At 65.5% G+C, this 20,648-nt stretch carries 20 protein-coding genes; 8 read left to right on the plus strand and 12 right to left on the minus strand.

The genetic code is table 11. The features are described 5' to 3' along the window. The first annotated feature begins 2 nt into the window (after positions 1–2). The 4 genes from NKK52_RS05000 to NKK52_RS05015 all read left to right on the plus strand — a co-directional run bounded on the left by NKK52_RS05000 (position 3) and on the right by NKK52_RS05015 (position 4,567). Positions 3–827: an ATP-binding cassette domain-containing protein gene (locus NKK52_RS05000; protein ID WP_023715131.1), complete on the plus strand. Its 825-nt coding sequence runs from the start codon at positions 3–5 to the stop codon at positions 825–827. Further along, positions 824–2,083 carry a sugar ABC transporter permease gene (locus tag NKK52_RS05005; RefSeq protein ID WP_023685459.1) on the plus strand — a complete coding sequence of 420 codons (1,260 nt, stop codon included), beginning with the start codon at positions 824–826 and terminating at the stop codon, positions 2,081–2,083. Before NKK52_RS05000 ends, NKK52_RS05005 begins: the two co-directional genes overlap by 4 nt. A gap of 28 nt (positions 2,084–2,111) precedes the next feature. Next, positions 2,112–2,840 (plus strand): SDR family oxidoreductase, encoded by a 729-nt coding sequence (locus NKK52_RS05010; protein WP_023685460.1) that lies wholly within the window; start codon positions 2,112–2,114, stop codon positions 2,838–2,840. 119 nt (positions 2,841–2,959) lie between these two features. Continuing rightward, on the plus strand, positions 2,960–4,567 hold the full coding sequence (locus tag NKK52_RS05015) for an FGGY-family carbohydrate kinase (protein ID WP_023685461.1): 1,608 nt from the start codon (positions 2,960–2,962) through the stop codon (positions 4,565–4,567). A 10-nt stretch (positions 4,568–4,577) separates the two neighbouring features. Here NKK52_RS05015 and NKK52_RS05020 read toward each other — a convergent pair whose 3' ends face one another. Genes NKK52_RS05020 through NKK52_RS05045 form a run of 6 tightly spaced genes read right to left on the minus strand, consistent with a single transcriptional unit; the run spans position 4,578 to position 10,445 of the window. Then, entirely contained in the window at positions 4,578–5,507 is a 930-nt protein-coding gene (locus NKK52_RS05020; RefSeq protein WP_023685462.1) for a phosphatidate cytidylyltransferase, read from the minus strand. A gap of 20 nt (positions 5,508–5,527) precedes the next feature. Beyond that, the gene (locus NKK52_RS05025; protein ID WP_023685463.1) at positions 5,528–6,196 is read right to left on the minus strand and encodes a lysophospholipid acyltransferase family protein; all 669 of its coding nucleotides are present in this window, start codon (positions 6,194–6,196) and stop codon (positions 5,528–5,530) included. A 3-nt stretch (positions 6,197–6,199) separates the two neighbouring features. Further along, positions 6,200–6,634 (minus strand): hypothetical protein, encoded by a 435-nt coding sequence (locus NKK52_RS05030; RefSeq protein WP_023685464.1) that lies wholly within the window; start codon positions 6,632–6,634, stop codon positions 6,200–6,202. 10 nt (positions 6,635–6,644) lie between these two features. Next, entirely contained in the window at positions 6,645–8,015 is a 1,371-nt protein-coding gene (locus NKK52_RS05035) for a phosphatase PAP2/dual specificity phosphatase family protein (RefSeq protein WP_023685465.1), read from the minus strand. A gap of 4 nt (positions 8,016–8,019) precedes the next feature. Beyond that, the gene (locus NKK52_RS05040; RefSeq protein WP_031198109.1) at positions 8,020–9,801 is read right to left on the minus strand and encodes a bifunctional alpha/beta hydrolase/class I SAM-dependent methyltransferase; all 1,782 of its coding nucleotides are present in this window, start codon (positions 9,799–9,801) and stop codon (positions 8,020–8,022) included. A gap of 41 nt (positions 9,802–9,842) precedes the next feature. Further along, positions 9,843–10,445, minus strand: a complete 603-nt coding sequence (locus NKK52_RS05045) for a CDP-alcohol phosphatidyltransferase family protein (RefSeq protein WP_023685467.1) — start codon at positions 10,443–10,445, stop codon at positions 9,843–9,845. A gap of 237 nt (positions 10,446–10,682) precedes the next feature. Here NKK52_RS05045 and NKK52_RS05050 point away from each other — a divergent pair, with 237 nt between their 5' ends. Genes NKK52_RS05050 through NKK52_RS05060 form a run of 3 tightly spaced genes read left to right on the plus strand, consistent with a single transcriptional unit; the run spans position 10,683 to position 13,443 of the window. Then, on the plus strand, positions 10,683–11,684 hold the full coding sequence (locus tag NKK52_RS05050; protein WP_023685468.1) for a sugar phosphate isomerase/epimerase family protein: 1,002 nt from the start codon (positions 10,683–10,685) through the stop codon (positions 11,682–11,684). Then, positions 11,681–12,556 carry a MurR/RpiR family transcriptional regulator gene (locus NKK52_RS05055; RefSeq protein ID WP_023672510.1) on the plus strand — a complete coding sequence of 292 codons (876 nt, stop codon included), beginning with the start codon at positions 11,681–11,683 and terminating at the stop codon, positions 12,554–12,556. The genes NKK52_RS05050 and NKK52_RS05055 overlap by 4 nt, the downstream gene beginning before the upstream one ends. Then, positions 12,553–13,443: a ribokinase gene (locus NKK52_RS05060; RefSeq protein ID WP_023685469.1), complete on the plus strand. Its 891-nt coding sequence runs from the start codon at positions 12,553–12,555 to the stop codon at positions 13,441–13,443. The genes NKK52_RS05055 and NKK52_RS05060 overlap by 4 nt, the downstream gene beginning before the upstream one ends. Positions 13,444–13,583: 140 nt before the next feature. On the opposite strand, the gene NKK52_RS05065 is transcribed toward NKK52_RS05060, so the two are convergent. From NKK52_RS05065 to NKK52_RS05075, 3 genes are all read right to left on the minus strand, one after another. Further along, positions 13,584–14,084, minus strand: a complete 501-nt coding sequence (locus NKK52_RS05065) for a hypothetical protein (RefSeq protein ID WP_023685470.1) — start codon at positions 14,082–14,084, stop codon at positions 13,584–13,586. A 95-nt stretch (positions 14,085–14,179) separates the two neighbouring features. Beyond that, entirely contained in the window at positions 14,180–14,830 is a 651-nt protein-coding gene (locus NKK52_RS05070) for a substrate binding domain-containing protein (protein ID WP_023685471.1), read from the minus strand. Positions 14,831–14,880: 50 nt separating this feature from the next. After that, on the minus strand, positions 14,881–15,126 hold the full coding sequence (locus NKK52_RS05075) for a LysR family transcriptional regulator (protein WP_023685472.1): 246 nt from the start codon (positions 15,124–15,126) through the stop codon (positions 14,881–14,883). A gap of 105 nt (positions 15,127–15,231) precedes the next feature. Between NKK52_RS05075 and NKK52_RS05080 the strand changes: the two genes are divergently transcribed. Further along, positions 15,232–16,242: a zinc-dependent alcohol dehydrogenase family protein gene (locus NKK52_RS05080; protein WP_023685473.1), complete on the plus strand. Its 1,011-nt coding sequence runs from the start codon at positions 15,232–15,234 to the stop codon at positions 16,240–16,242. Between the two features lie 184 nt (positions 16,243–16,426). Here NKK52_RS05080 and NKK52_RS05085 read toward each other — a convergent pair whose 3' ends face one another. Genes NKK52_RS05085 through NKK52_RS05095 form a run of 3 tightly spaced genes read right to left on the minus strand, consistent with a single transcriptional unit; the run spans position 16,427 to position 20,198 of the window. Further along, positions 16,427–18,727, minus strand: coding sequence for a xanthine dehydrogenase family protein molybdopterin-binding subunit (locus NKK52_RS05085; RefSeq protein ID WP_023685475.1), 2,301 nt, complete (start codon positions 18,725–18,727; stop codon positions 16,427–16,429). Then, entirely contained in the window at positions 18,724–19,707 is a 984-nt protein-coding gene (locus tag NKK52_RS05090) for an FAD binding domain-containing protein (protein WP_023685476.1), read from the minus strand. The genes NKK52_RS05085 and NKK52_RS05090 overlap by 4 nt, the downstream gene beginning before the upstream one ends. Then, on the minus strand, positions 19,704–20,198 hold the full coding sequence (locus tag NKK52_RS05095) for a (2Fe-2S)-binding protein (RefSeq protein ID WP_023685477.1): 495 nt from the start codon (positions 20,196–20,198) through the stop codon (positions 19,704–19,706). The genes NKK52_RS05090 and NKK52_RS05095 overlap by 4 nt, the downstream gene beginning before the upstream one ends. Positions 20,199–20,648: the final 450 nt, after the last annotated feature.

Consider the following 20,648-nt stretch of genomic DNA (forward strand, 5'->3'; position numbering starts at 1 on the left):
CCATGTCTGACATCTCTGACGGACCGGTTTCGGCAGGCGAGCTGGTGCTCAGCCTGCGCGGCATCTCGAAGAATTTCGGCGCCGTTTCGGCGCTCACCGATATCGATCTCGATGTCCATGCCGGCGAGGTGGTGGCGCTGGTCGGCGACAATGGCGCCGGCAAGTCGACGCTGGTCAAGATCCTGGCCGGCGTCCACCAGCCGAGCTCGGGGACCATCAATTTCCGTGGTAGGCAGGTGACCATGCCTGACCCGAGTGCCGCGCTGACGCTCGGCATCGCCACCGTTTTCCAGGATCTGGCGTTGTGCGAAAACCTCGACGTCGTCGCCAACATCTTTCTCGGCAAGGAGATCAACCCGCTGCGGCTGGACGAGGTGGCGATGGAAATTCGCGCCTGGACGCTGCTCAACGAATTGTCGGCGCGTATTCCAAGCGTCCGCGAGGCGGTCGCCTCGCTGTCCGGCGGCCAGCGGCAGACAGTGGCGATCGCCCGCTCGCTGCTGCTCGACCCCAAGGTCATCCTGCTCGACGAGCCGACCGCCGCTCTTGGCGTCGCCCAGACGGCGGAAGTGCTGAACCTCATCGACCGGGTGCGCGAGCGTGGGCTCGGCGTGCTGATGATTAGTCACAATATGGAGGACGTGCGCGCCGTCGCCGACCGCATCGTCGTGCTCAGGCTCGGCCGCAACAACGGCGTCTTCGAACCCGACGCCTCGAACCAGGAACTGGTCAGCGCCATCACCGGCGCCGCCAACAATGCAGTGTCGCGCCGCGCCGAACGGCGCAAGGCCGCCGAACAAGCGAACAATCAGGAGCAGCGGCCATGAGCGCGGAGCCCAAGCAGGACACCTCCTCATCGACGGCGCTCGACCGCAGCGACGTGCGCGTCAAGCACCAGGCCGGCGTTGGTGGCGCCATCAGCGCCTTCTTCGACCGCGTCCGCTCCGGCGACCTCGGCTCGTTGCCGGTCATCGTCGGCCTGGTCATCATCTGGAGCGTGTTCACCGCCCTCAATCCGGTCTTCGTCTCGTCGAGCAATCTGGTCAATCTCCTGTTCGACTGCTCGACCGTCGGCGTCATCGCGCTCGGCATCGTCTGTGTGCTGATGGTCGGCGAGATCGACCTGTCGGTCGGCTCGATCAGCGGCTTTGCTTCGGCCATGGTCGGCACACTGTGGGTCAACCAGGGCTGGCCGGTGGCGCTCGCCATCCTCGCCGCGATCGCCGTCGGCGGTTTCATCGGCGGGCTCTATGCCTTGCTGTTCAACCGGCTCGGCATGCCAAGCTTCGTCTCGACGCTCGCCGGCCTGCTCGCCGTGCTCGGCCTGCAACTGTATATTCTGGGCTCCACCGGCTCGATCAATCTGCCCTATGGGTCGAACCTGGTGAATTTCGGCCAGTTGCTGGTCATGCCGGACTGGCTGTCCTATGCACTGGCGGCATTGCCCGGCATCGTCATGCTGATCAGCGGCCTGCGCACCGTCAGCCGCCGCCGGGCCGTCAATTTGTCAGCGCCGTCTGTCGGCGGCCTCATCGTGCGCGTCGCCGCCCTGACCATCCTGCTCGAACTGATCGTCGGTTATCTCAACCAGGCGCGCGGCATACCGTGGATGTTCGGCCTGTTCGTCGGCCTGGTGGTGGCGATGAACTATGCGCTGACCCGCACCCAATGGGGCCGCTCGATGACCGCCGTCGGCGGCAACCGCGAAGCGGCGCGCCGGGCCGGCATCAAGGTGCGCTCGATCTACCTCAGCGCCTTCGTCATGTGCTCGATGTTTGCCGCCCTCGGCGGCGTCCTGTCGGCGGCGCGGCTGGCCTCCGCCAGCCAGCAGGCCGGCACCGGCGACGTCAACCTCAACGCCATTGCGGCGGCGGTCATAGGCGGCACCAGCCTGTTTGGCGGCCGTGGCAGCGCCTATTCCGCGCTGCTCGGCATCATCGTCATCCAGTCGATCGCCAGCGGGCTGACCTTGCTCGATCTGTCATCGTCGCTTCGCTACATGATCACCGGCGCCGTTCTGGCAATTGCGGTCATCGTCGACTCCCTGGCACGCCGCTCGCGGGTTTCCCACGGCCGCGCCTGAACGCAACCGCAATCGATACGAGGATAGAATGGCTCAGGATTTGAGTGGAAAGGTCGCGGCGATCACCGGCGCCGCGTCGGGCATAGGCCTGGAATGCGCGAGAGCGCTGATTGCCGCCGGCGTTCGCGTTGTGCTCGTCGACCGCGCCGAAGACGCGCTGAAAAGCGTCTGCACCGAACTCGGTCCCGACGCGATCCCGCTGGTGATCGATCTGATGAAGCCGGCCAGCGTCGCGACGATGATGCCGCAAATCCTGGACAAGGCCGGCCCGCTCGATATCTTCCACGCCAATGCCGGCGCCTATGTCGGCGGCCCGGTGCTCGAAGGCGACCCCGATGTGTGGGACCGCATGCTGAACCTCAACATCAATGCGGTCTTTCGTTCCATCCACGCCGTGCTGCCGCATATGGTCGAACGCAAGACCGGCGACATCATCGTCACGTCTTCGATCGCCGGACTGGTGCCCGTGGTCTGGGAGCCGATCTACACAGCGTCGAAACACGCCGTGCAGGCCTTCGTCCATACGGTGCGCCGCCAGGTCGCCCCGCACGGCCTGCGCGTCGGCGCGGTGCAGCCGGGGCCGGTGGTGACAGCGCTGATCAGCGACTGGCCGAAGGACAAGCTTGAGGATGAACTGGCCAAGGGCGGCCTGATTCAACCGGTCGAGGTCGCCGAAGCCGTGCTGTTCATGCTGACTAGGCCACGGAACGTCACCATCCGGGACCTGGTGATCCTGCCGCAGAGCAATGATTTGTGAGGCAGTAGGCATTAGGCAGTAGGGAATGGGGAGAGGCTCTTGCAACTGGCCGTTCACTGCTGACCATCTCGCCTACTGCCTACTGCCTACTGCCTACTGCCTAACTTCTGAGGTTTCCCATGTCCCACTTGCTCGGCATCGACGTCGGCACTGGCAGTGCCAGGGCGGGGGTGTTCGACAGCAAGGGCACCATGCTTGCCTCGGCGAAGCGCGACATCGCTCTGTTCATCGAGTCCGGCGAAATCGCCGAACAGTCGAGCGAGGACATCTGGCGTGCGGTTTGCGCCAGCGTGCGCGAGGCGGTGACGAAGTCGGGGCTCGCCGGGCGCGACATTGCCGGCATCGGCTTCGACGCCACCTGTTCGCTGGTCGTGGTCGGCAAGGACGGCGCGCCGTTGCCGGCCGGCAGTTCCGGCGACAGCCAGCGCAACATCATCGTCTGGATGGATCACCGCGCGCTCGACCAGGCGCAGCGCATCAATGCCGGCAAGCACGCCGTGCTCGACTATGTCGGCGGCACCATTTCGCCGGAAATGGAAACGCCGAAGCTGCTGTGGCTGCGCGAGAACCTGCCCGCCACCTTCGATGCGGCCGAGCATTTCTTCGACCTGACGGACTATCTGACCTGGCGCTCAACCGGCAGCCTGGCGCGCTCGATCTGCACGCTGACCTGCAAATGGACCTATCTCGGTCATGAGCGGCGCTGGGACGATGCCTATTTCCGTGCCATCGGCCTCGGCGCGCTCGCCGATGAAGGCTTTGCCCGCATCGGCACCGAAATCGTCGAGGGTGGCACGGCACTTGCCCAAGGCCTCACTGAGGCCGCCGCGGCCGATCTCGGCCTGCTGCCGGGAACGCCGGTTGCGGCCGGCCTGATCGATGCCCATGCCGGCGGCGTCGGCACGGTTGGCGGGCAGGGCTCGGTCGGCACCTTGCAGTCGCGCATGGCCTATGTGTTCGGCACTTCGGCCTGCACCATGGCCAGCACCAGCGAGCCGGCCTTCGTGCCCGGCGTCTGGGGTCCGTATTTTTCCTCGATGGTGCCGGGGCTTTGGCTCAATGAAGGCGGGCAATCGGCGGCGGGTGCTGCAATCGACCACCTCGTCGCTTTCCATCCGGCCACGGCTGAGGCATCCGCAAAAGCCAAGGCGGAAGGTCTCGGCCTGACCGCTTGGCTTGGTCAGCAGGCGGCGAAACAGTCCGCCGACCTGTCCGCAGTAGCGCACCTAGCCGATGGACTGCATGTCGTGCCGGAATTCCTCGGCAACCGCTCGCCCTTCGCCGATCCCGAGTCCAAGGCCCTGATCGCCGGGCTTGGCATGGACACGTCCCTCGACAGTCTGGTCGCGCTCTATGTCGCCGGCCTGCTGGGCATCGGCTACGGCGTTCGCCAGATCCTGGCGGCGATGGCCAAAAAAGGCATTGCCATCGACACTATCGTCGTCAGCGGCGGTGCGGCGCAAAGCGAGCTGGTACGTCAGCTTTTGGCCGACACCACAGGCCTGACCGTCGCCGGTTCGACCTCGCCCGAACCGGTGCTGCTCGGCTCAGCCATATTGGCTGCGGTGGCGGCGCAAAAATTTCCCGATGTGATCGCGGCGATGACCGGCATGTCGCGCATCGGCGACATCTATCGCCCGGCCGGTGGCGACCTCGTGCCCTGGCACGACAAGCGCTTCGCCGCCTTCGAATTGCTGCAGCAGGCAGGCCGCGCCATCCGCGATTGAACGGCTTAGCTCACGTCCAGAAATAGCGGACGATGTGGAAGAACACCGGTGCGGCGAAGACCAGGCTGTCGGCGCGGTCCATCATGCCGCCGTGGCCCTCGATCAGGTGACCCCAGTCCTTGACGCCTTGGTCGCGCTTGATCGCCGACGCCACCAGCCCGCCGAGGAACCCCATCAGGCAGGCGATGAAGGCGACGCCTGCCGCCGCCAGCGGCGAGAACGGCGTCAGGAACGACAGCAGCGCGCCGAGAAGGCTCGATGCCACCAGCCCGCCGACCAGCCCTTCCCAGGTCTTCGAGGGCGAGACGGAGGGCGACAGAAGATGCCTGCCGAACAGCTTGCCGAAAATGTATTGCAGCACGTCGCTGCCTTGCACGGTGATGATCAGGAAGGCGATGAGCAGGAGGTTGCGGCCCTCGAAACCGGGCACGTTGAGGGTCAGCAGCGCCGGCACATGGCTGACGCAGTAGACCGAGATCATGACCGCCCATTGCTGCGCGGACACGCGCTCGAGGAAGCGCTCGGTGTCGCCGTTGAGCGCGGTGACCGCCGGCATCAAGAGGAAGCAGTAGACGGGGATGAAAATGGTGAAGAGCCCGTACCAGGCGGTCCACACCAGCCAGTACTGGAAGGGAATGATGATGCCGAACATGCCGAGCAGCACCCAGTGGTCGCTGCGCCGGCTGTGCGTCAGCGTCACGAACTCGCGCAGCGCGGCAAACGAGATCAGCGCAAACAGGATGGTCATGCCGGTGCGGCCGAAGAAGAAGGCGACGGTGATCGCCAGCACCATCACCCACCAGGCGTTGATGCGCTGGTTCAAGTTGACGAGCGTCGAGGGCAACGGCTTCGGCGCCCGCCACGACAGGATGCCGGCAATGACGCTCGCCGTGGTCAGCACGCAGACAAGGCCGGCCAGCAGGATGACGGTTTCATGCATCGGTGGAAGCGTGAGTGGCATCAGTCGTCTCGATCCGGACGCGGGTTGAGCGACAGCAGCGTCTGGCGCGCGCGCTCGAGGAAGGTGCGGCGTTCTTCGCCGGGCGCGATCGCCACCGGCGGACCGAAGACGACGCGGCACAAAAGCGGCACCGGTAGGAACTGGCCCTTGGGCAGCACGCGCGACATGTTCTCGATCCAGCACGGGATGAGTTCGACATCGGGCCGCGCCATCGACAGATTGTAGAGGCCGGAGCGGAACGGCAGCAGATCCGCCTCCGTCGTGTTGCGAGTGCCTTCGGGAAACAGGATCAGCGAGTGGCCGTCGTCGAGCACCGACAGCATGATCGAGATCGGGTGTTGCGTTTCGTCGGTCCACTGCCGGTGGATGAGCACGGACGACAGCATGTCCTGCGCGATGAAGCGGCGCAGCCGCGACTTGCCCCAATATTCGGCCGCCGCGATCGCATGGGTGCGGGCGCGCACCTTCTCGCTCAGACAGGCCGACAGCAGGATGAAATCACCATGGCTGGCATGGTTGGCGAAGTAGATGCGCTGCCGCTCCGACGGCTGGCTGCCGTTCCAGATTGGCCTGACGCCGGTCACCACCCAGGCCGCCGCCGACAGGCCGACCGAAGTCACCGTCTGCAGCAAGGTGAAGGTGTTGGCGCGCAGGTGAAGTTTTGTCATGGCTCAAACAAACGCTGCGAAAAGGGATGCCGCAGCAAACATGGCGAGCGCCATGCGCTGCCTTGTCAGCAGGCGGCGCGTGCCTGCCATGCGATGGTCGAGCGAGCGGCCGCCGGCAGCGGTGGGCTTCAGGCGCATGCGCGCCAGCACATCGTCGACCGCGGCACCCCCGGCGGCCTCGCTGGCGTGGCTTGCCATCAGCCGGAACAGCAGCGCATCGAACAAAAGCAAGGCCGAAAGAGCCAGCGTGGCCACGGCGCTCGCCGCCGCGACCAGCCAGGCCGCCGCGGACAGCGCTGTCGTCTGCGGTCCGGCCACCAGGCCGATGACCGGCGCTGCCATCACAGCCGCGACCACCAGCAGGATCGGCCACACCGCCTGCACCATCAGCCCGGCGGCGAATATTTCGGCCTTCTCGGGAAAATTGTCGCCACTCATGCCGGCCAACTCATGTCGGTTCTTCCAGCCCCGGTTCTTCCAGCCCCGGTTCATCCAGCCCGATCTGAAGGTGCACGGGCCTGCCCGACGCGGCGAGTTTCTTGCGCGCCTGTGCAGCTGTGTACGAGCGCCCCGTCACCACCAGCCAGTCGGCGACGACGGCTGCACTGCGCTGGAAGCCGAGCGCGCAGCAGACCAGGACGGTGCCGCGCCGGCGCGCCAGCTCGATCGCCGCCACCGCTCGCTCCAGCCTGTCGTGAGGCGGCGCCACGAGGTCGAGCATCGCGTAGCTGATCCAGCGGCAGGTCACGCCGCGCGGCCGTTCCATCTCGCCGGCAAGGTCGATCACTGTGCCGAAGCGGTTGGCCTCGTCGGCACTCGGAAACCGGCCGAGGAAAACACCGTCGGTGATCTCCGCTTGCGGCGCCAGTTGGCGGGTCCATACCCACACATTGATCCGGGCGCCAAGCCGGTAGGGCAGGAGCAGGATGCGGCTGGCCAGCGAGACACTGGCATCGGCCGCCTTCTGGAACACTTTGGCGCCGGCCCCGGCATAGGCGAAGGCGACGATGGCCAGCGCCAATGCCGGCCACAACAGGATGAGAAAATCGGCGGAGACAAACGCTCCGCCGGCAGCGCCGGCCAAGGCAAGGGCGGCGCCCAGCGCGTAGTAGCCCGCCAGCCGCCGCGCCTTGGGGTCGGCGGTCAGACGAAAACCCCAGAAAGGCAATTCGCCCTTGAACGGAAACAGCCATAGCGCAAACAGGCCGAGCAGCGCGCCGGTCGGAATGTCGATGAAATGATGCTGCCACGTCGTCAGCACCGAGGCGCCGATGAGAAAACACCAGACGTGCCAGACGGGGCGGAGAATGCCGCCGAGACGGTGACGTGCCAGAACGTGACGCCAATGGTCCCAGATGATCACCAGGAGTGCGATGTGCAGGGATGGCGCCTGGTTGAACGGCTTGTCGAAACCACCGAGCACTGCAAACAGGAAACCCGGCAGGCCGGTGGTTTCCGGCCGCACGAATGTCGCCGTCAGCGGGAACGCGATGAAGCAGGCGACGGCAATGATCTGCGCCGAGAGATAACGGCCGGCGAGCCGGTCGACACCGCGCCTGGTCGTGTTGAGCAGCAACGATAGGCCGTAGAACAGATTGATCGACCAATAGGGCACGATCGTCCAGGCGACGAAAGGGATGGCGTGTTCCCAGGCAAACACGATGCTGCCGACATGGTCGCGCCGCGACGCCAGCCAGTTGGCAAAGCCATAGGTCGAATAGAAGAACGGCGCCAGCAGCGCCAGCCAAAGGGCGGCCCTCAGCACGATGCCCAAATAGGGTTCCCGCGCCGGGGCAGGGTCAGTGACAGGCAGGGCCATGGTCTCAGACGCGCCGTGCGACCGAGACGGTGAAGATGCCCCATTGGTCGATGCGCTGGTCGATCTTTTCGAAACCGGCAGCCGTCACCAACTGGTCCATCTCGCCCTGCGTGCGCCGCCGCATCACCCAGGCCTGGCCGCCGCGATGCGAGGTCAGGCTGCGCGCGATCATCTCCAGCTGCGGATGCCATGGCTGGTTGGTGTAGACGAGCAGGCTGCCGGACTGCATGGCGCTGGCCAGCCCGCCGAGCGAGCGGGAAATCATCGTGTTGTCGGCGAACAATTCGTAAAGCCCGGAGACGATGGCGAGGTCCGGCGCCGGCTTTTGCCCGGCCAGCATGTCGGCATCGAAGGCGTCGGCCTGGTGGAAGCTGACGCTGGTCGGCAGACGCCGCTCGGCGATCAGCTTCGAACCCAACCCGACATTGAGCTCGGAATAATCCTGCAGCCGCACGCTTGCTGGTGGTTCAGTGCATTTGGCGACGGCATCGAGCACATAGCGGCCGTGACCGGCGGCGATGTCGAGCATGTGGACGGGACGGCCGGCTGCCTTCAGGCTGGCGGCGGCGTTGCCGATCAGCTCTTCCAGATGCAGCTTGCGCTGGCGGATGCCGCGCCAGCCGATGGCGTCGAGGAAGGTGCGGTCGACCATGCGGCCGATGAAGCCGGTGCCGCGCGCATCGTTCTCGTAGACATAGTCGAGCGTCGAGCCGGAATCGAAGCCGGTGGCGATGCCGATCTTCATGCCCGAAGACAGCCAGGCGCCCATGCGGATCGAGGCGCGACTCATCGCCCAGAAAATACCCTTGGGCGACAGCAGCGTCAGCGGCGAGGCGAGCCTCTCGGCCTCGTCGCGGGTGTAGCCGGCGCGGTCGGCCTGAAGCAAGTCGATGGTTCTCCCCGGCGTGGCAAATTGCTTTTCGAGGAATGGCCGGATCAGGTCCAGCGCCTGCTGGCGATCGCGCTCGCCCAGCGTGTCGTGGAAGAAGCCGGGCAGCACATGCCGCTCCTTGGCGCTGCTGCCGAGATTGACGAAGAACTCGTGCTGCGGTCCATGCCGCACCACCCAATCGCTGCCGGAGATCAAGAGCTGCGTCGGCGCGGTGATGGCGCGCGCGTCCGAGACGATGCGGGCAGCGTGGTCGTAAAGCTCGACCAGGATGTTGGAGGCGATCGGTCGCGTGATCAGCGGATCGGCGTCGAAGGAAGCGATGCGCTCGGCATCATGCGTCAGGAACTTCGCCTTGACGTAGGAATTGACGAAGAAGCGGCCCTTGAGCTTCTGCCACAGCGCAATGCCCTCCTTGGCGAAGGGCACGTAGAGCTTGACCGAAAAGGCCGGTGAAGCCACCACCAGCGCGCGGATGTCGGGCGCATAGTCATGCACCCAGGCAGCGGCCAGCACGGCGCCGAAGGACTGCGCGATCAGCGCGATGTCGCGCTGGCCAAAACCATCCCGGCCGATCTCACGCACCAGGCAGTCGATGTCACGAACCAGGGCGGCAAAGGACGGCGCATAGCCGCGCTCGCCGGCCGAGCGGCCATTGCCGCGCGCGTCCCAGGCGTAGAAGGCATGATCGGGCATGGCGAGTTCGTCGACCAGATGCGCCATGCGGCCGCCATGCTCGTGGCCGCGATGGAACAGAAGGATCGCACCCTTTGGCGTCGACTCGGCGGCCGGCCAGTAGCGGTAGAAGATCTCGGTGCCGTCATGGCTCTTGAACGTGCGCTCCTGCGCGATGCGCTCGAGGCTTGCCGGTGCTCCGGCTGCAATGGTCTGGTGGATCATGGTTTCCCTCTGGCGGTCGGGTGCCTGACGCTTTGGCATCATGCGCCGCCCGCTCTAAGGCCGCCGCGTATCCGGTTGATGGCGGTTACGACTGACAGTGTAGCCATGACCGGAAACACAAAGGGCACAATCGCTTGGAACCACAGGCCGCAGGCGATGAGGAAGGCGATGACGCCGAGCACCAGGGCTCGGTCGCTCTTGCCGAACGGCCCGGCATAGTTGCGCCCGCTGCCTGCGGCAACGCCAAGCACGCCGGCGAACTCGACCAGCATGGCGGTAATAGCGAAGGCGACGACACCCCAGGCCGGGAACAAGGTGGCAAAGGCCAGGATCAGCGCCAGGTCCGAGACGACGTCGCAGAGTTCGTTGAGATACATGCCGAGTTTTGATGCTTGTCCATGTTCCCTGGCCAGCATCCCATCAACGGCGTTGAGCACCATGCGCACGAACAGCACCACCGGCATCAACAGGAACACCAGGAGATGGAAGGCAAAGGCCGCGACCACCAGGCCTGTGGCGGTGGAGAGCGCGGCGGCGAGAAGCGTGATCTGGTTGGCGGTGACGCCGGCATCGGCCAGCCGGTCGGCCAGCGGCCGCAGCCTGGCCTGAAAGGCCGGTTTCAGTTGATAAAGCGTTGGCATGTGCGATCCCCCAACCGCGGCTCATGACAGTGTCGGCGAGATTGGTCAATCGGCAGGCAGGGCGCAAGGGCTCGCACCAGCATCCGCACCGTTGCGGGACTCGAAACTCCCGGCATGGATGCAGAGGCGCAGCCGAAGATCTCGGCCAAGCAGGATGTTGCGCGCTACAAACCGCCTCGGAAATGAGAACTTTACAAATATTCGTATTTATGTGAAGTAAACACTGAAAGGTTCATCATGACAAACAGTCGCTTCGCCACCCGCCTGAATTCCTTCGCCTCGCGGCCGCAAGCCGAATGGCCTGATCTCACCGGCAAGCCGTCCATGCTGCAGATGGCCACTCGCGCGGCCAAGGTCGACGGGTTGACCGATCTTGATCTTAATTTCCCCGATCATGTCAGTGAAAAGCCGGCTGAAATCGCCCGAAAGCTCGGCGGTCTCGGGCTTTCCATCAATGGCTTTGCCATGCGTTACTACTCCAATCCGGCCTTCAAGCTCGGCGCCTTCACCAATCCGGACCCGGCGGTGCGCCGCGAAGCCATCGACTTGACCAAGGCCGGTATCGATGCGGTGCGCGCGTGCGGCGCCAGTCTGATGACGCTGTGGCTGGGCCAGGATGGCTTCGACTATGCATTTCAAACTGACTATGCGACGCTCTGGCAGCACGAAATCGAGGGGATTCGTGAAGTTGCCGCGCATGATCCCGGCTGCCAGATCAGCCTGGAGTACAAGCCTAACGAACCGCGCTCCTACTCGCTGATGCCGGATGCCGCGACCACCTTGCTGGCGATCCGCGATGTCGGCCTACCCAATCTCGGCGTCACGCTCGATTTTGCCCATGTGCTCTATGCCGACGAACAGCCGGCCTTCGCCGCGGCGCTGATCGCTCGCCACAGCAAGCTGCTCGGCGTCCATCTCAACGATGGCTATGCCAAGCGCGACGACGGCCTGATGGTCGGCGCGGTGCACACGCTGCAGACCATCGAACTGCTGCGCCAGATTCGGTGCGACGGCTATGCCGGCGCCATCTACTTCGACACCTTTCCCGACATGACCGGGCTCGATCCGGTGCGCGAATGCGAAGTCAACATCGCCACCGTCAAGCGCCTGCTGCGCGTTGTCGACCGGCTGGAGAAGGATAACCGCCTGTCCGCCGCCATGGACAGCCAGGACGCCGTGACGTCGCAGGCTATCGTCCAGGAAGCCATGCTCGGGCCGGAGACGAGGGGACGTGGATGACGTTGAGCAATCTCGATCTGAAAGCCGTGGGGCCGCGCATCCGCATGATGATGCCGCATCTCACCCCGCTTGAGGCCAAGGTGGTGGAAACCGTCTTCGGCCGGCGCGGTTTCGACGAGACCATTCCGCTCAAGCAGATCGCCGAGGAGGCCGGCGTGTCCGAGGCGATGGTGGTCAAGATCGCCAAGAAACTCGGCTTCTCCGGCTACCGCGACTTCCGCACCGCCGTCTATGAATACAGCCGCCTCCCGACCGCCGAGATGCACCAGGAACTGTCGGTCGACGACAGCTCGGCCGAGATCGTGCAGAAAGTGTTCCGCACCTCGATCCAGGCGCTGGAGGAGACGCTCGCGATCCTCGACATGGACGATTTCGACCGTGCTGCCGATCTGCTCTACCGCGCCAGGAACCGCGATTTTTATGGCGTCGGCGGCTCCGCCCAGATCGCCCGCGATGTCTCGCACAAATTCCTGCGCATCGGCATCCGCGCATCGGTCTATGACGACTCGCACATGATGCTGATGTCGGCCTCGCTGCTCGGCGCCGACGACATCGCCGTCGGCTTTTCGCATTCCGGCAATACGTCGGCCGTCATCGACGCCATCCATCTAGCCCGCAAGAGCGGCGCCCGCACGCTGGCCATCACCAACTACGACAACTCGCCGCTGGCGCAGATTGCCGACATCGTGCTGTGCTCGACCGCGCAGGGATCGCCGCTGATGGGCGAGAACGCGGCGGCGCGCATCGCGCAGCTCAACATTCTCGACGCGCTGTTCGTGGCGGTGGCGCAGCGCGACTACCAGGCGGCGGAGCGCAATCTCGGCCGCACCATGTCGGCGGTCACCTCGAAGCGAAAAGACCGGGGCACATGACGGTTCCGCTGGTCACCGTCTTCGGCAGCCTGCATTACGACATCATGGTCGACGCGCCCGACCGTCCGCGCAAGGGGGAGACGGTGACCGGCCGTGCCTGGCAGCCGAAATGCGGCGGCAAGGGCGGCAACCAGGCGGTCTCGGCGGCACGGGCCGGCGTGCGTGCGGCGATGATCGGCGCCGTCGGCGACGACGATTTCGGCACGGCGCTGCTGGCCAATCTCGATCGCACCGGCGTCGATCGCCGCTTCGTGCGCGTGGCGGCAGGCGCAGGCTCCGGCGTGAGCGTGGCGATCTTCGACAGCGATGGCGACTATGGTGCGGTCATCGTCTCAGGCAGCAATCTCACCCTGGGCGGTGATGACATCGCGGCTGCAGGCGAGGTGGTGGTACAGACGGCAGTGCTGTTGCTGCAGAACGAAGTGCCCGATGCCGCCAACATCGCTGCCGCGCGCGCGGTGAAGGCATCCGGCGGCCGCGTCGTGCTCAACGCCGCACCGGCGCGAACACTGTCGGCCGAATTGACCGCGCTGATAGACATCGTCATCGTCAACGCCATCGAAGCGGAATTTTTGGCCGGCGTTCCGGTTGTCGATACGCTCGCCGGCGCAACCGAAGCCGCGCGGCGGCTGATCGATGCCTACCCCTCGGCGATCGTCACCGCCGGCGGCGAAGGTGTCGCCTATTGCGACCGGACCGGCGCGGCCTTCGCACTGGCGGCCGTCCCGGTCAAGGTCGTCAGCACCCATGGCGCCGGCGACGAATTCGTCGGCGCCTTCGCGGCAGGCCTCGCCCGTGGCCATCCGATGGAAGCGGCGATCGCCACGGCCAATGCCGCCGCCGCCTCGCTGGTGGCGACACCGGAGGGAAAGCGCAGCTCGCGTTGAAAACTCAGGCCGCATATTGCCGCCTCCAAACCCGTGCCCCCGTCGATGAGCGAAACGGCAAACCGGGCGCGGCGAGAACCTGCTTGGCTTTGCCCTGATGGAGGCGCGGGACCAAGCTGCGTGGTCGAAAGTGGGGAGCTTCAGTCCGCTTCGCCGGCCGAACTTTTGCCGCACTGCGCCAGCACCTTACCGATCGCAGCGCTCGAGCCCGTCAGCGGAAAGCTGTTCTCGCCATATTTGTCGGCCGTAACCGTGACGTCGCCCTTGCTGCGCAACAGGACGAGCAGTGGATCGTCTTTGCTCAGCTCAGCCGTGAAGTAATTATACATGGCCTCGAGGTCGAGCTTTTTGGTCACGCTCTTGTCACCGCCCTTGAAGGTGAAGGAAGCGCTGATGCCGGGTTCCAGCTGCTGGCCGGCCGCACCCAGATCGTAGCTCAGCACCGGCTTGTCGAAACAGACGAGCATCAGATGCGCATCGGCCTTCGGTCCGCCGCACACCGAAGCCGTCAGCACGCTGCCGCCTTCGTCTTCTTCCATCTTGGCGCTCCAGTTGCAGGACGCGGCAAAAGCCGGCTGCGCGGCTTGTAGCGCGGCCAGAACGGAACCTGCCATCATGAACTTCGCCAATGCACTTTGCATGATCCCCTCCCAAGCTACATTCAACGAGATCATACAGGACAAAAGGCCTGGTGACAGCGGCATATGCCGTCTTAGCCCCCGGCGCGCCCCATTGATCAAGCCTTTGAGACCGGCCTCGACGTCCAGGGCGGCTCCGGCGCGAAGCGCTTGCCGATCCACTCGGCGAAGGCGCGTGTCTTGGCGGCTTGTCCCTTGGCCGAGGGCATGACGACATAGACCGCGCCTTCGTCGGCCAGCGTCCAGTCCGCCAGCACCGGCACCAGCCGTCCGTCGGCGAGTTCGCGTCCGACAAGCCAGTCGGTGCTCATCATCAGGCCGAGGCCTTGCACCGCGGCTTCGACCAGCACCTCGGCATCGTCGCACACCATCGGCCCCGAGACGTCGACGTTGACGCGGCGTCCCGAACTGTCGGTCATCTCCCAGGTTGGAAAGGTCTGGAAGCCGGAGAAGCCGAGGCAGGCGTGTTCTGTGAGCGCTTCCGGCGCTTCCGGCGTGCCCCGGCGGGCGAGGTAGGAGGGAGCAGCGCACAGCAACCGCCGCCGTGTCGCGATCTTGCGCGCCACCAGGCGCGAGTCCTCCAGCGCGCCGAGACGGACGGCGACATCGAAGTTCTCTGCAACGAGATCGACGAACCGGTTGGAGAACTCGGCCTCGATGCTGACATCCGGGAACGTCGCTAGAAATTGCGGCAGCAGCGGCCCGATCCACATACGGCCAAAGGTTCCCGGCAGCGCCAGCCGCAGCAAGCCCCGCGGAGCCCCGCTGGCATGCGCGGAAGCAGCAGCCTCAGCTTCGTCTACCGAGGCCAGATGGCGCGGACACGCACCAGGAACTCCGCTCCGGCCTCCGTCAACGACACGCTTCGGGTGGTCCGGTTCAGCAGCCGCACGCCGAGCCGCTCCTCCAGCGATTGCAGGCGGCGTGACAGAACCGTCGAGTCGCGCCCGACGCGCAACGCTGCCTTGGTAAAGGAGCGCGCTTCCGTGATGGCCGCAAAGGCGGCCATTTCGGCAAGGCTGGCGGGGTCGTGTGATTGCTGCATAAAGCACAGGACTCAATGTAAAAATTCCGGATTATCTGCTTGTAGCGCAGCAAATAGCTTCACTCAATCCTGACGATCGACCCCTTCAACCGGAATGCGTGAGCCATGAAAGCCATCGAACTGACCGCCGCCAAGCTGGACGCCTTTCGCGCCACCACCATTGCCACGCCTGAACCGCAGCGCGGCGAAGTGCTGATCCGCCAGCGCGCCGCGAGCCTGAATTTCGTCGATGTGGCGGTGGCCAGCGGCAATTATCGCGTGCCCGGCTTTCCGCTCATTCCCGTCGCCGACGGCGCCGGCGAGATCGTCGCGCTGGGGGAGGGCGTTACGGATTTCACCGTCGGCGATCGCGTCGTTGCCCATGCCAAGCCGCGCTGGATCGGCGGTCCGCCCCGGCCTAACGAGATGACGCAGATGCGCGGAATTTCGCTGCCGGAGTCGCTCGCCGAATATGTCGCGCTGCCGGCCAACTCGCTCGTGCCGGTACCGGCTCGTCTCTCTTTCGAGGCGGCGTCGACCCTGCCGATCGCCGCGACCACCGCCTGGAACGCCGTCCGCGCCGCCGATGTCGGGCCGGGCTCGGTCGTCGTGCTGCTCGGCACCGGCGGCGTCTCCATCTTCACCCTTCAGCTGGCGAAAGCCGCCGGCGCAACCGTCATCATCACTTCTTCGTCGGACGAGAAGCTGGAGCGGGCGAAGGCACTCGGCGCCGATCATCTCATCAACTACCGCGCGACGCCCGACTGGGACGGCAAGGTGCTGGAACTGACCGGCGGCCTCGGCGCCGACCTCGTCGTCGAGACCGCCGGCACCGCCACCTTCGCCCGCGCCGTCAACGCCACCGCGCCTGGCGGCACGCTGTTCACCATCGGTTTCGTCACCGGCGCCGAGGCCACGGTCGACCTGCTGCCGATCATCATCAAGGCGCTGAAGGTGGTCGGCAACAACACCGGGTCGGTATCTGATCTTCGCGCCGCCGTCCGCGCCATCGCCGCCGCCCGCATCGACCCGGTCGTCGACAAGGTGTTCAGCCAGGAGCAGGCGGCCGAAGCCTACGCGCACATGTCGGCGGGCGGGCAGCATTTCGGCAAACTTGCGTTCAAGCTCGACTGGTAGCCGAGGTGGGCGTGCTGCCAATCTCCCCCCTTGAGGGGGAGATGCCCGGCAGGGCAGAGGGGGTCGGTCCGACCGGGCTCGACCTACTGCGGCGGAAGGAGGTTGGCGCTCTACGAGAGGCGACCCCCTCTGTCGCCTTCGGCGACATCTCCCCCTCGAGGGGGGAGATTACGCACGCCGCTTCCTAGATCAACTTCTCCAGCGTGATCGGCAAGTCCCGCACTCTTTTTCCCGTCGCATGGAACACCGCATTGGCGATCGCCGGCGCTACGCCGACGATGGCCAGTTCGCCGACACCCTTGCCGCCGAGCACCGAAGAGTGCAGGTCGGGAATGCCGACCGAGATGACCTCGATATCGGGGATGTCGGCATTGGTCGGCACCAGATAGTCGCCGAGATTGTTGTTGACGATGCGGCCATGCCTGCGGTCGACAATGCCTTCTTCGAGCAGCGCCTGGCCGATGCCCATGATGATGCCGCCCTTCCACTGGCTCTCCGCGAGTTTCGGGTTGTAGAGCCGGCCGGAATCCAGCGCCGACACCACGCGCGACACGCGCACCGTGCCGAAATCCTCGTCGACGCGCACCTCGATGAAATGCGCGCACCAGGAGTGGCGCGAATAGTCGCCCTCGGTGTGCGGCAGCGCCGCCGCGATGGTGGTGTAGTTCTTGTGGCGATCCTCGGCGGTCGAGTTCGCCGGCATGGTGTCGCCGGTGGCCTCGATGCGGTCGCGGCCGACGCTGGCCAGCAGGTCGGCGATCGAGACATCGGGACCATCGCCGCGCGGCGACCTGATGCGGCCATTGGCGACGACCAAAGTGTTCGCCTGCAGCGCGTGGAAGGGCGAGCGCGGATCGCTGATCGCCAGCCCGACAAGCTGGTCGAGCGCCGATGTCGCCGCCTTGTAGACCGCGCCCGTCATCACGCCGGCCAGCCGCGACCCGCCGGCCACGCCGGCGCGGGGATACCGGGAATCGCCGAGCTTCACGACGACATGGTCGGCCGCCACGCCTACCGTTTCGGCCGCCGTCTGCGCCAGGATCGTGTACGTGCCTTGGCCCATGTCGATCGAGGAGCTTTCGACCTCGACCGAGCCGTTGGCAAGGATACGCACGATGGCCTCGCCGTAAGCGCGCCGTACCGGATAGGTGCCGGCGGCGACGCCCCAGCCGATCAGCTGGTTGCCATCGCGCATCGAACGCGGTTTGGGCGTGCGCTGGGGCCAGCCGAAGCGTTCGGCGCCAGCCGCGAAAGCCTCGCGCAACTGCCGCGTCGACCAAGCCTTTTTTGCGTGCGGATCCTGCTCGGCGTAATTCCTCAGCCGGATCTCCAGCGGATCGATGCCGACCTCGTAGGCGAGCTCGTCAATGGCGCTTTCGATGCCGAAGGCGCTAGGGTTTTCGCCCGGCGCGCGCATGGCGCCAGGCACCACCGAATTCACCCGCACGACATTCTGCTTCGATGAGAAGTTGGGCGTCGCATACATGATCGAGGTGACCACGCCCAAAGGCTCGACCCACATGCCGTCGATCGACGTTTCATTGACGCCGCGATGCACGATCGACTGGATCTTTCCGTCACAGTCGGCGCCGATCGTCACCGTCTGGCGGGTCGCGGCGCGGCCGCCATAGCCGGTAAAAGTCTGCGGCCGCGTCATCACGACCCGCACCGGACGTCCCAGCATCTTGGCTGCGGCAGCAGCCACCGCGCCATGGCCGAGCGCCAGCGCCTTGGAGCCGAAGCCGCCGCCAATATAGGGCGAGACCAGGCGCACATTCTCGAACGGCACGCCGAACCATTCGGCATAGGTGCGGGCCATGCCGTCGAGCCACTGGCTCGGTTCCCACACGGTGAGCTTGTCGCCCTCCCAGCGGGCGATGAGGCCATGCGGCTCCATCGGCGCCTGGTATTCGCGCGGCGTGTTATAGGCGCCGCAGACGCGCACCGGGGCAGCGGCGAAAGCGGCCTGCGCATCGCCCCATTCCTTGGTCATGGCGGCGATCGGAATGCCGTCGCCCGCCTTGGCGTCGCTGAGGTCGACGATGGCCGGCGTCTCGTCATAGCTGACCTTGACCAGGGCTGCGGCCGCAACGGCCTGCTCGAAGGTCTCCGCGATGACTGCGGCGACATGCTGGCCCGAAAAGGTGATATCGCGCGCCAGCGGGCAGTAGGGCTTGTCCGGCGGCGGTGTGCCGAACCAGTCCGATGCAGTCTTCAGCGGCATGATGGTGTCCGGCGTCAGCACCTTGAGCACACCAGGTGCCGCCTCGGCGGCTGACGTGTCGATCGAGCGCACCTTGCCTGATGCGATCGTGCTTTCGACCAGGACGCCGTAGGTTAGCCCGTCGAGCTGCTGCTCGACGGCATATTTTGCCGCACCGGTAATCTTGGCCGGGCCGTCGACGCGCGACAGCCGCCCGCCAACCTGATCGGCAGTGCCGTCCGAAGCGTCGCCGTGCCGTGTCCTCGGGTCGTGAATGGTCATGACATGGCTCCCGTCTTGAGGATGGCGCGGGCAACGACGCGCGGCGCCAGTTCGATCTTGTAGTGGTTGGCGCCGTGGTCGATCGCCCCTTCCATGGCGAGCAAGCTGGCTGCCAGCACCCTGTCTTCGCTGAGCACCTTGCCCTTCAGCGCCGCTTCCACGGCGTGCGCCCGCCACGGCTTCGTCGCGACGCCGCCCAGCGCGACGCGCAGGTCGCGAATGGTGCGGCCATCGGCTTCGAAGTCGATGCCGACTGCGGCACTTGCAGCCGCGAACTCATACGACTGCCGGTCGCGGATCTTGAGATAGGTCGAACGCCGGGCCGTGCCGGAAGCCGGTATGCTGATGGCGGTGATCATCTCGCCCGGTTGGATGGCATGTTCCCTGTCGGGCGTGGCGCCGGGCAGGAGAAAGAAGTCGTCGACGGCAACCTGGCGTTCGCCAAGATGAACCACGGCGTCGAAGGCGACCAGCGCGGTGGCGAGGTCACCGGGATACATGGCGATGCAGGCGTCGCTGGTGCCGAGCACGGCATGGCCGCGGGTGACGCCCCCGATCGCCGAGCAGCCGCTGCCGGGCGAGCGCTTGTTGCAAGCGGGAAAATTCGCGGGATCGCGGAAATAGGGGCAGCGCGTGCGCTGCATGAGATTGCCGCCGATGGTCGCCATGTTGCGGAGCTGCGCGGAGGCCGCCTGCCACAGCGCTTCCGAGACCGCGGGGAAGCGGCTTTTGATCTCGGCATGGTCGGCAACGTGGCTCATCTTGGCCAGCGCACCGATCATGGCGCCGTTGCCGTCAACCTTGATTGCGTCGAGCCCTTTGAGATGGGTGATGTCGACCAGGCTGTCGGGTTCGGCCACGCCGCATTTGGCGAGATCGACCAGCGTCGTGCCACCGGCAAGCAGCATGGCCCCAGGCAGGGCGGCTGCCTGTCGTGCCGCATCGATGCTATCGGCGCGAACGTAGGAAAAATCCCTCATGACGCGACCTCCAGTGCCGCGTGGCGCACGGCGGCAACGATGTGCGGATAGGCGCCGCAGCGGCACAGATTACCGGCCATGTATTCGCGGATCTCGTCATCCGAGCCGGCATGGCCCTCGCGGATGCAGGCGACCGCCGACATGATCTGTCCCGGCGTGCAGTAGCCGCACTGGAAAGCATCCTGGTCGAGGAAAGCAGCCTGAACCGCGTTGAGCGTGCCGTCATCGCCGGCCAATCCTTCGATGGTGGTGATCTCGCGGCCTTCGACCTGTGCTGCAAGCGTCAGGCAGGCCAGCACGCGCTGTCCCTCGACATGCACCGTGCAGGCGCCGCACTGGCCCTGGTCGCAACCCTTCTTGGTGCCGGTCAGGTCGAGGCGATCACGCAATGCATCGAGCAGCGTGACGCGCGGCTCGACCTGCAGTTCGTGACTGTGTCCGTTGATGGTGAGACGGATTGGGATAGTGGTGGATTTGGTTTGGTCGGTCATGAGGCGTCTGGCTCCAGTTGCTTGACGCTAGGGGATTGAAATGGGCTCGAGTGGGAGAGGACAAGGGAAGAGGCGACGGTGCGCCTAATCTCCCCCCTTGTGGGGGAGATGCCCGGCAGGGCAGAGGGGGCGCGAAGGAATGCGACGTTCCCGATTTACATGCGTCGACACGAATCTTGTCCGAGGAGGCGCTAGTCAGGCCTTGATAGGCTGGCGGGACAGCGCCCCCCTCTGTCCTGCCGGACATCTCCCCCACGAGGGGGAAGATTGGCAGCTCTGCCGCCCCGACTCTCCAGCCGGCAGGGGATGCTTCAGTCTTCACAATCTCAACACGTGACATATCGGCTCCCCTGATTATATGATAAGACTGCTCCACTAAAACGGAGGCGCCTCCGTTTATCTAGTTGGGGGCTTACCCCTTTGGGTTCAAGCCCCCATATATCAACAGTG

The sequence above is a fragment of the Mesorhizobium sp. C277A genome, assembly GCF_040324395.1.
Taxonomy (GTDB): domain Bacteria; phylum Pseudomonadota; class Alphaproteobacteria; order Rhizobiales; family Rhizobiaceae; genus Mesorhizobium.